The sequence below is a fragment of the Variovorax sp. CCNWLW235 genome, assembly GCF_037204085.1.
In the GTDB taxonomy this organism is placed as follows: Bacteria; Pseudomonadota; Gammaproteobacteria; order Burkholderiales; family Burkholderiaceae_C; genus Variovorax.
Genome location: NZ_JBBCBW010000012.1, coordinates 12934 through 25913 on the forward strand (window position 1 = coordinate 12934; position 12980 = coordinate 25913).

14 protein-coding genes are annotated in these 12980 nt (G+C 68.0%); 2 read left to right on the plus strand and 12 right to left on the minus strand.

Annotated features, from left to right (window positions below):
• Positions 1 to 7: 7 nt before the first annotated feature.
• The 11 genes from V9L21_RS14930 to V9L21_RS14980 all read right to left on the minus strand — a co-directional run bounded on the left by V9L21_RS14930 (position 8) and on the right by V9L21_RS14980 (position 10887).
• Positions 8 to 490, minus strand: a complete 483-nt coding sequence (locus V9L21_RS14930) for a PaaI family thioesterase (RefSeq protein ID WP_337313082.1) — start codon at positions 488 to 490, stop codon at positions 8 to 10.
• A complete protein-coding gene (locus V9L21_RS14935; protein ID WP_337313084.1) occupies positions 487 to 1494 on the minus strand; it encodes a tripartite tricarboxylate transporter substrate binding protein in 1008 nt (335 codons plus the stop codon). The genes V9L21_RS14930 and V9L21_RS14935 overlap by 4 nt, the downstream gene beginning before the upstream one ends.
• Before the next feature lie 20 nt (positions 1495 to 1514).
• Positions 1515 to 3203, minus strand: a complete 1689-nt coding sequence (locus V9L21_RS14940) for a long-chain-fatty-acid--CoA ligase (RefSeq protein WP_337313086.1) — start codon at positions 3201 to 3203, stop codon at positions 1515 to 1517.
• A 37-nt stretch (positions 3204 to 3240) separates the two neighbouring features.
• Positions 3241 to 4401 (minus strand): acyl-CoA dehydrogenase family protein, encoded by a 1161-nt coding sequence (locus V9L21_RS14945; protein WP_337313088.1) that lies wholly within the window; start codon positions 4399 to 4401, stop codon positions 3241 to 3243.
• Between the two features lie 17 nt (positions 4402 to 4418).
• Positions 4419 to 5252: an SDR family NAD(P)-dependent oxidoreductase gene (locus V9L21_RS14950; RefSeq protein ID WP_337313090.1), complete on the minus strand. Its 834-nt coding sequence runs from the start codon at positions 5250 to 5252 to the stop codon at positions 4419 to 4421.
• 31 nt (positions 5253 to 5283) lie between these two features.
• A complete protein-coding gene (locus V9L21_RS14955; protein WP_337313092.1) occupies positions 5284 to 5718 on the minus strand; it encodes a MaoC family dehydratase in 435 nt (144 codons plus the stop codon).
• 21 nt (positions 5719 to 5739) lie between these two features.
• Positions 5740 to 6183, minus strand: a complete 444-nt coding sequence (locus V9L21_RS14960; RefSeq protein WP_337313094.1) for a MaoC family dehydratase N-terminal domain-containing protein — start codon at positions 6181 to 6183, stop codon at positions 5740 to 5742.
• 12 nt (positions 6184 to 6195) lie between these two features.
• Entirely contained in the window at positions 6196 to 7380 is a 1185-nt protein-coding gene (locus V9L21_RS14965; RefSeq protein ID WP_157613893.1) for a lipid-transfer protein, read from the minus strand.
• Between the two features lie 41 nt (positions 7381 to 7421).
• The gene (locus V9L21_RS14970; protein ID WP_337313096.1) at positions 7422 to 8405 is read right to left on the minus strand and encodes a tripartite tricarboxylate transporter substrate binding protein; all 984 of its coding nucleotides are present in this window, start codon (positions 8403 to 8405) and stop codon (positions 7422 to 7424) included.
• Positions 8406 to 8596: 191 nt separating this feature from the next.
• Positions 8597 to 9634: an AraC family transcriptional regulator gene (locus V9L21_RS14975; RefSeq protein ID WP_337313098.1), complete on the minus strand. Its 1038-nt coding sequence runs from the start codon at positions 9632 to 9634 to the stop codon at positions 8597 to 8599.
• An 83-nt stretch (positions 9635 to 9717) separates the two neighbouring features.
• Positions 9718 to 10887, minus strand: a complete 1170-nt coding sequence (locus tag V9L21_RS14980) for a CaiB/BaiF CoA transferase family protein (RefSeq protein ID WP_337313100.1) — start codon at positions 10885 to 10887, stop codon at positions 9718 to 9720.
• Positions 10888 to 11119: 232 nt separating this feature from the next.
• Between V9L21_RS14980 and V9L21_RS14985 the strand changes: the two genes are divergently transcribed.
• Positions 11120 to 11533, plus strand: coding sequence for a Zn-ribbon domain-containing OB-fold protein (locus tag V9L21_RS14985; RefSeq protein ID WP_337313102.1), 414 nt, complete (start codon positions 11120 to 11122; stop codon positions 11531 to 11533).
• Positions 11530 to 12705, plus strand: a complete 1176-nt coding sequence (locus V9L21_RS14990) for a thiolase (protein ID WP_337313104.1) — start codon at positions 11530 to 11532, stop codon at positions 12703 to 12705. The genes V9L21_RS14985 and V9L21_RS14990 overlap by 4 nt, the downstream gene beginning before the upstream one ends.
• Positions 12706 to 12715: 10 nt before the next feature.
• Here the strand turns inward: V9L21_RS14990 and V9L21_RS14995 are convergent, their stop codons facing one another.
• Positions 12716 to 12925 (minus strand): hypothetical protein, encoded by a 210-nt coding sequence (locus V9L21_RS14995; protein WP_258506329.1) that lies wholly within the window; start codon positions 12923 to 12925, stop codon positions 12716 to 12718.
• Between the last annotated feature and the right edge of the window lie 55 nt (positions 12926 to 12980).

Genomic DNA, 12980 nt, shown 5'->3' on the forward strand with positions numbered 1-12980 from the left:
AGTGGGTTCAGTTGGGGCGAGGTGCGCCGCTGGCGTTTGCATCGGCCGGCGCGCGGTAGCGGAAGGTGCCCATTGCCTTGGCCACCACCGTGCCGCTGCCGTCGACCAGCTCGGCCTCGCAAAAGCACACCGAGCGCCCGCCGCCCGTCGCGCGGCCGGTGGCCACCAGCCGGCCCGCCGCGGGACGCATGAAGCCGATGTGCATGTCGATGGTCACCACTTCGCGGCTGTAGTCGATGCGGCTGAGCGCGGCATGCGCCATGGCGCTGTCGAGCAGCGTCATGACCACGCCGCCATGGCCGCCGCCGTGGTTGTTGCACAGATCGGGGCGCAGCTCGAGCGAGACGATGGCCTTGCCGTCGGCGGCAAAGTCGCGGCTGGCGGCCAGCAGTTCGAGAAAGGGCACGTGGCGCTCCGGACCTGCCACGGGGCGCGAGACCGATTCGGATTCGGGTGGGGCGAGGGTTTCGTTCATCTGCACGAGGTTCATTCGGGTTTGAAGCCGACTTCATCGAGCATCTGCTTCTCGCGTGTGTACTGGGCCTGCGCGTAGGCGCGGAACGCCGAGCTGTCCATCGGCCAGGCCGCAAGATCGAAGTCGCTCAAAAGGCGCTGGTAGGCCGGGTCTTCCATGCCTTTGCGCAGGGCCGTCTGCAAGCGGGCGGAAATCTTCGCATCGAGGTTCTTCGGCGCCACCAGCCCGAAAGGCGACTGGATCACCAGGTCGTAGCCCTGTTCCTTCACGGTCGGCACCGCGGGCCAGCGCTTCAGCCGCTCTTCGGTGAAGGTGGCCAGCACACGCACCTTGCCGCCCATTGCCATCGCGCCGAAGCCCGGGTCGCCCGACACGTCGAGGTGGCGGCCGATGAGCGCGGTGAGCTGCTCGTTGCCGCCCTTGAACGGAATGAAGTTGAACTTGACGCCCGCCGCGCGCGCCAGCCGCTCGGCATAGATGCGGTTGATGCTGGTGCTGCCGACATTGCCCCAGCTGATCTCGCCCGGGCGCTTCTTCGCGTCGGCCAGCAGGTCCGCAAGGCTCTTCCAGGGCGCATCGGCCGCCACGGCAATGCCGGTGGCCAGGCTGGCCATGCCGATCACGTAGCTGAAGTCGGTCCGCGGGTCCCACGGCACCTTGATCATGTGCGGCTGGCGGATGACGGTGTTGTGCATCACGGCCAGCGTGTAGCCGTCGGCCTCGCCCATGGTGGTGAGGCTGGCCGTGCCGGTTACGCCGCCTGCGCCCGCCCTGTGCGTCAGCACGAAGGGCTGGCCGATCTCCTGCGAGGCCGCGTCCAGCATGGCGCGCACCACCGCATCGAGCATGCCGCCCGGCGGAAAGGGGAGGATGACGGTGATGGGCTTGGTCGGAAACTCCGCCGCCAGTGCCGCGGTGTGCCGCCCGAGTGCCGCCGCGCCGAACGCAGCAAGCGCACCGGCACCGAGTGCCCGGCGTGTCAGGCCCGCAGGAGCGGAAGAAAAAGATGAGGTCTGCATGCTTGTCTCCTTTGTTTTCGTCAATGCGCGGCGCGTTCGGCTTCGGCAATGGCTTCTTCCTGCAACAGCCGCCACTGGACCTTGCCGGTCTCGGATTTGGGAAGGGCGTTGCGGAACACCACGCTGCGCGGCACCTTGTAGGCCGAAAGCCGCTCGCGGCACCACGCGGCGATGCCTTCCGCGTCAACCTGCGCACCTGGCTTGCACACCACCAGCGCGCGCACCGCTTCGCCTTGGCGGGCGTCCGGCACGGCCACCACGCACGCCTCGTGCACGGACGGGTGCTGGTGAAGAAGGCCTTCCACCTCGGCCGGCCAAACCTTGTAGCCACTGACGTTGATCATGCGTTTGAGCCGTTCGCGCATGAAGAAGAAGCCGTCTGCGTCGCGGCAGGCGAGGTCGCCGGTGCGAAAGAAGCGCTTGCCGTCGCGCTCGAAGAAGGCGGCCGCATTGGCCTGTGGGTTGTTCCAGTAGCCCAGCATGAGCTGCTCGCCGTGCGTGACCAGTTCGCCGACTTCGCCGTCGGGCAGCGGCGCCAGCGTGACCGGATCGACGATGCGCGAATCGACGCCGAAGGCCGGCAGGCCCAGCGACAGCGTCTTGCCATTGCCCGGCGGATTGCCGTGCAGGAACGAGGCCGTCTCGGTGAGGCCGTAGCCCTCCACGTACGAAATGCCGAAGCGCTCCCGCAGCAGCGTGGCAACGGCCTGCGGCATCGGCGCGCCGCCGCCGTTGAGCATGCTGAGGCTGCGCAGGTCGCGCTGCGCGGTTTCCGGGTGGGCGAAGAAGTCGTTCAGCATGGCGGGCGGTGCGGCCCAGGTGGTGACGCGGTAGCGCTCGATGGCGCGGCCCGCGGCCGCCACATCCCAGCGCGGCAGCATCACGACAGTCGCGCCTTGTGAAAGCGGCATCAGCATGGCGTTCTGCAGCCCGAGCATGTGAAAGAGCGGCGCCACCGCGAGCACCACCGCCTCGGCATGCAGGCCGCGCCACAGGGCGGCGCCGTACGTCGAGGCCAGCACGGTGCGGTGCGTGTGCATGCAGCCCTTGGGGTGGCCCGTGGTGCCCGAGGTGTAGGGCAGCAGGCACAGGTCTTCGGGCTGTACGTCTACGCCATCCGGCGGCGGTGCGTCGGCCAGTGCGGTCTGCCACGCCACCGCGCGAGGCACATCGAGCGGCATGCGGGGCGCCATCACGGCATCGGGCGCCGGCTGCGTGGGCGGGTTCAGCAACGCATCCGAATAGGTGTGCACGACGGCATGTGCGAGCCGCCCGTCCTGCAGCGCCGGAGCCACTGCCGCGAGCAGCTCCTGCGCCACGCAAGCCACGCGGGCGCCGCTGTCGGCCAGGTAGTGCGACACCTCGGCCGCAGTACTCATGGCATTGATCGGAACCACCACGCCGCCCGCACGCACGATGGCGTGGAACGCGACGACGAACTGCGGGCAGTTCTGGCTCAGCAGCAACACCCGGTCGCCGCGGTTCACGCCGTGCTGCTGCAGGTGGCCGGCCAGCCGCACGGCCTGGTCGCGCAGCGCGGCATAGCTGACGGCGTTCTCGCAGAAGAAGATGGCGGGCTTGTCCGGAAAGCGCAGCGCCGCCGATTCGAGCTGCTGCCAGAGCGTGATGCGCGGCACGTGGATGCGCGCTGGCAGCCCGCGCGGCCAGTGCGGCGGCGGGGTTTCGGCGGCGGCGGGGCGGTCGGTCATGGGCGGCGGAACCGGTTCTTGCTGCATGGCTTCGAGGTCAGGGCTCGATCGCGCGGGCGATGATTTCCTTCATCACCTCGTTCGAACCGCCGTAGATGCGGCCTACGCGCGCGTCTGCCCAGATGCGCGCAATCGGGTACTCGGTCATGTAGCCGTAGCCTCCATGGATCTGCACGCATTCGTCCGCCACGCGGCACAGTGCGTCGGTGATCCACCACTTGGCCATGGCGGCGGTTGCGGCGTCGAGCTCGCCGCGCAGCAGGCGCGCCATGCAGTCGTCGACAAAGCTGCGCGCAATGGCGGCCTGCGTCTGGCATTCGGCCAGCCGAAAACGGGTGTTCTGCAGGCTCATCAGCGTGTCGCCGAAGATCTGGCGCTGCGTGGCGTAGGCCACGGTGTCGTCCACCGCGCGCTGCATGGTGGCGGCAGCGCCCACCGCAATGAGCAGCCGCTCGCGCGGCAACTGCTGCATGAGCTGGACGAAGCCACGGCCTTCGGTGTCGCCGAGCAGGTTGCACGCCGGCACGCGCACGTCGTCGAAAAACAGCTCGACCGTGTCCTGGCCGCGCTGCCCGACCTTCTCGAGCAGCTTGCCGCGCCGGAAGCCCGGCAGGTCGGCCGTTTCCACCATCAAGAGCGAAACCCCCTTGGCGCCCAGCGCCGGGTCGGTTTTTACCGCCACGCACACCAGGTCGGCATGCAGGCCGTTGGTGATGAAGGTCTTGGCGCCGTTCAGCACATAGCAGTCGCCGTCCGGCCGCGCCGTGGTCTTGATGCGCTGCAGGTCGGTGCCCGCGCCGGGCTCCGTCATGGCAATGGCGCCGACCATGTCCCCGGTGGCCATCTTCGGCAGCCAGCGCAGCTTCTGTTCCTCAGAGCCGTAGCCCAGCAGGTAATGCGCGAGGATGCCGCTGTGCACGTTGAGGCTGAAGCTGTTGACCAGCGCGCGGCCTTGCTCTTCGCAGATCACAGCCTCATGCAGCACGCCGCCGCCACCGCCGCCGTAGGCCTCCGGAATGCCGGGGCACAGCAGGCCGAGCTCGCCCGCGCGGCGCCAGATGGCGCGGTCGGGGTGGTGCTGGCGCGCCCATTCTTCCTGGCGCGGCACGCATTCGGTTTCGAAGAACCGGCGTGCGGTGTCGGCCAGCATGGACAACTCGGCGTCCATCCAGGGGCGTGCGGCAGTGGGCAAGGGCATTTGCTCTCGGCTCCGGCTCAGGGGCGGCCGCCGCCGCAGACCAGCACTTGTCCGCTCACGTAGTCCGACTCGGGAATGCAGAACAGGTAAACAGCGCCCGCTGCTTCTTCGGCCGTACCGCCGCGGCCCAGCGGAATGAGCGATTCGGCGTTCTTCAGGATCTGCGGGTTGACGCCGACCTTGATCTGGCGCCCGTCGATGTCGATGCTGGCGTCGGCATTGGCATCCGCCTCGGTCAGCCGCGTCTTGATAAGGCCGAAGGCCACGCTGTTCACGTTGACTTTGTAGCGGCCCCATTCCTTTGCGAGCGCCTTGGTCAGGCCGTTGATGCCCGACTTGGCTGCCGCGTAGTTGGCTTGCCCCGCGTTGCCGTAGACACCCGAGGTGGACGAGATGTTCACCACCTTGCGCAGCACCGGCGTGCCGGCCTCGGCCTCGCGCTTCGACGCTTCGCGGATGAAATCGGCCGCGGCGCGCAGGATGCGGAAGGGCGCGGTCAGGTGTACGGCGAGGATGTCTTCCCACTGCTCGTCGCTCATCTTCTGAATGACGTTGTCCCAGGTGTAGCCGGCGTTGTTGACGATGATGTCCAGCCCGCCGTAGGTCTCTATTGCGGTGCCGACGAAGCGCGCGCCGAAGTCGGCCTGCGTCACGCTTCCGATGCAGGCCACCGCCTGCCCACCGGCCTCGCGGATGGTGGCCACCGTTTCAGCGGCCGGAGCCTCGTCGAGATCGTTGACCACCACGCGAGCGCCTTCGCTTGCGAGCTTGAGTGCGATGCTGCGGCCGATGCCGCGGCCCGAGCCCGACACCAGGGCGACCTTGTCGTGCAACTTGTTCAACTTGTTCATGGATTGGAATGCGTTCGAGAAGATGAAGAGATCAAGGCAGGGCCACCACGGCGTCGCCCGTGAGCTTGACCTGGCCGTCCTGGTCGACGGTAGAGAGCTCGAGCCGCACGCGGCGCTCGCCGCCCGCCTCGAACTTCTCCGTCACGCGGCCTTCGCAGCGCACGCGGTCGCCCACATGCGTGATGGCCGCAAAGCGCACGCCGTAGCTGCGCAGCGCCGAGGGCGGCACCCAGTTGGTCAGCAGCCGGCCAAGCCAGGCCATCGACAGCATGCCGTGGGCGAACACGTCGGCCTGCCCGGCACTGCGCGCAAAGTCGATGTCGACATGAATCGGGTTGTGGTCGCCCGATGCGCCGCAGTACAGCGCGAGCATGAGGCGCGAGACGGGTTCGAGTTGCAGCGCGGGCAGCGTGTCGCCGACATGCAGGCTGTCGAACCGGGGAGTGTGCGAGGGTGTTGAAGTCATGGTGATGCGGTTCAAACCCGTTCAGCCGTTGCGCAGCACGGTCACGGTGCGCAGTTCGGCCACGCGTGCATCGCGCTGGTTATGCACCTGCGTGCGGCGCACCACGAATTCCAGCGCACCGCCTTTCTTGTCATAGATGTCTTCGATGCGTTGCTCGAAGCGCAAGGTGTCGCCGGCATGCACGGGTGCGTGGTACTCGAACTGCTGCTCGCCGTGCAGCAGCTTGCGGTAGTCCATGCCAAGAAGATTGCGGATTGCCGCGGGATCGGGCGCATCCATTTCCAGGCAGAACAGAAATGTGGGCGGCACGAGCAAGCCGGGCAGGCCGGCGGCGCGCGCTGCTTCTTCATCGACATAGAGCGGATCGGTCTGCCCCGTGGCCTTGGCGAAGAAGCGCAGCCGGCCGGCCTCCACGCGCACATCGAAGGCGGGCAGGGCGTGGCCGATGAAGCTACGGTCGATCATGCGGCAGCCCCCTCAAGCGCGCTGGTAGAGCGTGACCACGCAGGCGCCGCCCAGCCCGAGGTTGTGCTGCAGCGCGAGGCGCGCGCCTTCCACCTGCCGCTGATCGGCCTGGCCGCGCAGCTGCCAGGTGAGTTCGGCGCATTGGGCCAGTCCGGTCGCGCCCAGGGGGTGCCCCTTCGAGAGCAAACCGCCCGAGGGGTTGGTGACGACGCGCCCGCCGTAGGTGTTGTCGCCCTCGAGAATGAACTTCTCCGCCGTGCCTTCGGGCGTGAGACCGAGCCCTTCGTAGGTGATGAGCTCGTTCGCGGTGAAGCAATCGTGCAGCTCCACCACGTCGATGTCTTCGGGGCCGATGCCGGCTGCCTCGTACACCTGGCGTGCGGCGGCCACCGTCATGTCGTAGCCGACCACCTTGCGCATGTCGTGCGAGTCGAAGGTGCTGGGCGTGTCGGTCGTCATGGCTTGCGCGGCAATCGAAACCGTGGTGTCGATGCCGTGGCGCCGCGCAAAGTCTTCCGAGCACACCACCGCCGCGGCGGCGCCGCAGGTGGGCGGGCAGCACTGCAGTCGCGTCATGGGCTCGAACACGGTCGGCGCGGCCATCACCTCGTCGAGCGTGACGGTGTCGCGGAACACCGCCATGGGGTTGCGCGCCGCATGCTGGCGCGCCTTGACGGAGATGCGGCCGAAGGTGTCGGCGCGGATGCCGTGTTCCTTCATGTAGTCGCGCCCGGCGCCACCGAAGAACTGCGCGGCACGCGGCGCGGCGGGGTCGAAGCCCTGCAGCGCGGTCATCTCTTCGGCAAAGCGCGCCATCGGCGAGGGCCGGTCGTCGTAGGCGCCCTTCAGCGCGCCCGGCACCATTTGCTCGAAGCCGAGCGCAAGCGCGCATTCGACCATGCCGCTTTCGACGGCCTGCCGCGCCAGGAAGAGCGCGCTCGATCCGCTGGAGCAGTTGTTGTTGAGGTTGAACACCGGCACGCCCGTGAGGCCCACACGGTAGATGGCGGCCTGGCCGGCCGTCGAGTCGCCATACACATAGCTCACGTAGGCCTGCTGCACTTCGGCATACGGCACGCGTGCATCGTCGAGCGCAAGGCGCGCGGCACGCTCGCCCATCACGAGGTAGGGCTCGCTCTTGCCCGGCTTGCTGAACGGAATCATGCCGACGCCGGCAACGATGACTTTGCGTTTCATGGTCTTTCCTGGATCACGGGATGGAAGAAAAGGAAGTTCGGCTACTGCAGCTTGATGCCGAGCTGTTCGATGAAGGTTTTTTCGCGCGCGGTCTGCTCGGCGGCGTATTGCTGGTATGCCGCGCTGGACATGTACAGGTCGGGCTGGTCGTAGAGCTCCAGCGCGCGCTGGTACGCGGGGTCTTTCATTGCGCGCTGGAATGCGTCGTGCAGCGTCTTCACCAGGGCCGGGTCCATGCCCTTGGGGCCGACGATGCCGACCGGCGAATTGACTGTGATGTCGTGGCCCATTTCTTTCAGCGTGGGCACTTGCGGCCAGCGCTTCAGGCGCTTGTCGCCGAGCGTGGCGAGCACGCGGGCCTTGCCGCTTTCGACCAGCGCGCCCCAGCCGGGGTCGGAAATGACGTCGATGTGCCCGCCGAGCAGCGCGCTGGTTTCCTCGGCCATGCCCTTGAACGGAATGAAGTTGAGCTTCACGCCTACGGCGCGCGACAGGCGTTCCATTGCAATGTGGCCGCCGCTGCCCACGCCGGTGGAGCTGTAGCTGATCTGGCCCGGACGGCGCTTGGCATCGTCGAGCAGGTCTTGCAGCGTTTTCCACGGCGCGTCGTCGCGAACGACAAGGCCGTTGGTATAGCCCGTGAGATTGATGATGTAGGTGAAGTCGGTCACAGGGTCGTAGTTCACCTTCTGCAGATGCAGCAGGCGAAAGAGCGTGGCCGGAACGACGGAGATGGTGTAGCCGTCGGGTGCGGCGCTGCGCGCCATGGCCGCGGGCGCCAGCGTGCCGGCCAGGCCTGGCTGGTTGACCACGACAACCGTCTGGCCGATTTCCTTGCCCAGCGCCAACGCAATGGCGCGCATCTGCGCATCGGTTGCACCGCCCGCGGGAAAGGGCAGGATCAGCGTCACAGGTTTGTGCGGATACGCAGGCGGCTGGGCCAGGGCGGCCGGCGCTGCAAGGCACATGGCCGATGCGGCAAGTGCGCCAAGGGCCTGGCGGCGGGAAAGAGCGCGATACGTCATCTCTGTCTCCTGTCTTTTTCGGCAGCTGTTCCGCTGCCTGTGGGCGATCATCGGCGGTGGCCGGTGTCATGTCGAACCTTGCGAAGTTCGCAGGACCGATGAGGAAAGTTTAGGGAGACGATGCAGTGCGGCCCATGGCCGAACCGATGATTCGGATTGGCACGTTCGATCAGCGTGCCGATCCGGCGGGCTCAGTGCTCGCGCAGCCGCGTGGTGCGGTATTCGCCCGGGGCCACGCCGGTCCAGTGCTTGAAAGCACGGTGAAAGGTGCTGGCTTCGGAGAAGCCGAGCCGCTGCGCGATTTCGACCAGGTTCAGCTCGGGCCGCGCCAGGTACTCGATGGCGGCATCGCGCCGCAGGTCGTCCTTGATGGCGCGGTAGCCCTGGCCTTCTTCGGCCAGACGGCGGCGCAATGTTTGCGGCGTGACGGCCAACTGCTTGCCGACTGCTTCGAGCGAGGGCAGTTCATCGGCCAGCTGCCGCCGCAAGATGCGGCGGATGCGCTCGGTCATGCTGGTCTGGTCGCGGTACTTCACCAGCAGGCTGGCCGGTGCCTGGCGAAGAAACTCCTCCAGGCTTTGCTCGTTCTGCACCACCGGCAGTTCGAGCCAGCGCGCCTCGAAGCGCCAGCCGGTGCAGCCGGCGCCAAAACGCACCGGCGCCTGGAACAGCGCGGGCGCATCGCTGGCACGCTCGTCCTGGTGCGGGTAATCCACCTGCAGCAGCGGCACGCGCCGCGCCACCAGCCAGGAGACCAGGCCATAGGCAAGAAAAGAAAACGCCCGCTGCGCATAAGCCACCGAAGCCGTGAGCGGCACGCGCGGCACCAGCGCGAACGTGGCCTCGCCTTGCTGCACATGCAGGCGCGGCACGAAGTCGCTGAGCAGCAGACGGTAGTGGCGCAGGCCGAGCGTCAAGGCCTCTCCGAGGGTGCGGCAGCGAATGAGGAGGCGCGTGGCCTGCGCAAAGCTCCCCGTCGGCACCGGCTGGCTGCACAGACCCCACAGCTCGTCGCGCAGCCGATGCCGTAGCGCGAAGATGAGGGCCGCGAACTGGTCCTGCGTGACGCGCGAGAGCGGTGCATCGAGCAGCGCTGCAGAGATGCCGGCACGCTGCAGCAGCGCATCCATATCGGCACCCCGCACCCGCGCGCCGATCAGGATCTGGTCGACGTGCTGGATGCCGATGGTGTGGCGCGTGCTGTGTGTCGGTGTGTGCCTGATGGCCATGAGCGTTCGAGGTGCGGCAGCGCCCCGTGCGGCGCACGCATGGCCGGATTCTAGGAGCAGCTGCACCGGGCGGCGGCGCGCTCTCAGCCCACCACGCCGCGCCGGCGCAGGTCGGCGCGGGCGGCCTCGTCGTGCCCCAGCGCGGTTAGCACCTCATCGGTGTCCTGGCCCGGCGACGGCGCCGGCCGCTCGATCGAAAACTCGAAGCCGGTCATCTTCACGGGGCAGGCCAGCTGCGGCGCACCGCCTTCGGTGGCCTGCGGATGCACCATGCCGCGCGCGATGAAGTTCTCATGCGCCAGCGCCTCTTCGAGCCGCAGCACGGGCGTGACGCAGCACTGCCGGCCATGGAAAACGTCGGCCCAGTAGGCGAGCGGCCGCGCTTCAATAAGGGCGGCCACGTCGGCGCGAACCCGCTCGGCGGTGGCGCGGTCGGGCGGCATGTGCATCGGCTTCAGGTCGGGCCGGCCGAGCACATCGCAGAAGCGCTCCCAGAACTTGTGCTCGAGCGCGCCGACGGAAAGATGCCGTCCGTCCTGCGTGCGGTACATGGCATAGCAGGGCAGGGCGCCGCTGAGCTTGTCGAGACCCGCGCGGCGCGTGGCGCCCTGCGTGGCCAGCGTGACCAGCGGCACCAGCGCATGCGCCAGCACGCCGTCGGCCATGGAGATGTCCACATGGCGGCCGGTGCCGGTGCGCGCCGCATCGAACAGGGCCGCGAGGATGCCCATTACCGCATTCATCGAGCCGCCGAGCAAGTCTGCGATGGGCAGGTTGGAAAGCGCGGGGCCCGCGTCGTCGCGGCCGATCTGGTCGCTGACGCCGCTGAGCGCGCAGTAGTTCAGGTCGTGCCCCGGTTCGTCGCGGTAAGGCCCGGTCTGGCCGAAGCCGGTGATGCTGCAATAAACCAGGCGCGGGTTCACCGCGGAAAGCGCGGCATAGCCCACGCCCAGCCTGTCCATCACGCCCGGCCGGAAGCCTTCGACCAGCACGTCGGCGCTCTCGGCCAGGCGGTGGAGCAGCGCCACGCCGTCGGCTTGCTTCAGGTCGAGCCGCATGCCTTTCTTGTTGCGCTGGACCATGGCGCGCAGGGCCGGTGCGGCGTAGTCGCCGAGGCCGGTGTCTTCGATCTTGAGCACCTCGGCGCCGAGGTCGGCCAGGTGCAGCGTGCAGACCGGCCCGGGCAGCAGGCGGGTCAGGTCGAGTACGCGAATGCCGGCCAGCGGCGGGCGCGATGCGCCGGTTGTCTCCATCGAGTTTTTCCTGGTGAATTTGGAACGGGCGCGTTGCAGTCTAAAAACAGGTGCCTGGCGTGCCCATGGCACAAAGCCTGAAAGCCGTTGGCAGAAAGAATCATTTGCACACACGCTCCGGTCGGTTCGGCCACGCCGAGGGGGCCCTTCGGCATTTGCGAATGGCGCAGATGGGGCGTAGCCGGCATGCTCGACGCAACCCATGCCGGACTCCGGCGATTTCAATGACTCAATGACGAATTCATCGACGACATCAAAACCGACCGGCACCGGTGTGCTGGCGCGGCACCAGGCCGAACTGGACGCGGGCCGCTTTCTCATTCAGCGCTGCGGCGCCTGCCAGCGCGCGGTGTACTTTCCGCGGGTGCTGTGCCCCCATTGCGGCGCCGAAGAGCCTGCGCTGGTGGCACCGGCCGGCACCGGCACCGTGTATGCCGCGACCACGGTGCGCCGCAAGCCCGAGGCCGGCGGTGACTACAACGTGTGCATCGTCGAGCTGGACGAAGGCGTGCGCCTGATGAGCCGCGTCGAAGGCATGCCGCCGGCCGACGTGCGCATCGGCCTGCGTGTGCGGGCGCGCGTGGTGGTGCCGGCGGGTGGGAGCGGCATGGTTGTTTTCGATGCCGCCACGGGAGACGCCGCATGACCGCAATGAAGCAACTGCGCGGCAGCGCCGCCATCGCCGGCGTGGCCACCTACGGCTGCGGCGAGTCGCCGGGCCACACCGACATGGAATTGCTGGCCGAAGCCGCACGCCGCGCCGTGGCCGACGCCGGGCTGGCCATGAAGGACATCGACGGACTCTGCACCGCCAGTGCAAGCGCAACGATGTGGGCCATGCCGGTGGTCGAGTACCTGGGCCTTCGCCCGACCTACATCGACAGCACGATGCTCGGCGGCTCCAGCTTCATCGCGCACCTGCTGCCGGCCATGCAGGCCCTGGCCAGCGGCCAGTGCAACGCGGTGCTCGTCTGCTACGGAAGCGCGCAGCGCACGGCCACCTTCGGGCGCCGGGAAGTGGTGGCAAGCCGCCGCTACCTCGACCCGCAGCCTTACGAAACGCCCTATGAACCGATGCAGCCGCTCTCGGCCTATGCGCTGGCCGCATCGCGCCACATGCACGAGTTCGGCACCACGCGGCGCGACCTTGCAGAGGTGGCGGTGGCCGCGCGCGCCTGGGCCCGGCTGAACCCCGAGGCGTTCATGCGCGACCCGCTCTCCATAGACGACGTGCTGGGCGCGCGCATGGTTTGCGACCCGCTGACCGTGCGCGACAGCTGCTTGGTGACCGACGGCGCAGGCGCCTTCGTGCTGGTGCGCGCCGACCGTGCGCGGGACTTGCCGCGCGAGCCGGTGCATGTGCTGGGCACCGGCACGGCGGTTTGGAACCGGCAGATTTCATCGATGCACGACCTGACGACGACGGCTGCGCGCGACAGCGGGCGCGCCGCGTTTGCCATGGCCGGCCTGGCGCCGACAGACATTGACGTGGTGCAGCTGTATGACGCCTTCACCATCAACGTGCTGCTTTTTCTTGAAGACCTGGGCTTCTGCGCCAAGGGCGAGGGCGGCGCCTTCGTGCGCGGCGGTGCCATTGCGCCTGGCGGCCGGCTGCCGGTCAACACCAATGGCGGCGGGTTGTCCTGCGTGCACCCGGGCATGTATGGAATCTTCGCGTTGATCGAAGCCGTGCGGCAGCTTCGCGGAGAAGGCGGCGACCGGCAAGTGGCCGGTGCCCGCACGGCGCTGGCGCACGGCAACGGCGGCACGCTGTCCAGCCAGGCCACGGCCGTGCTCGGGCTGGCGCAAACGCTGTGATGGAGTTGCGTCAGCCGTATTCCGCCGCCAGTTCGGTGCGGCCCACGGGCGTGATTTCCCTCACCACAGCGCACTCGTAGTCTTCGAACGAACTGCACAGATCGAGGGGCGGAGAAATCTCCGCCTCGACGCAGCCGATCGCCTTCAGAACCGCGATGGCCTGGATCGCATCGCGGTCCCGGATATGCACCGGGAGGCTGGCGTGCTCGAGTTCGAGCAAGTACTCAATGGGTCTGGGTGTTGCTGGCACTGTCTGGAAATACTAGCCCAACAGC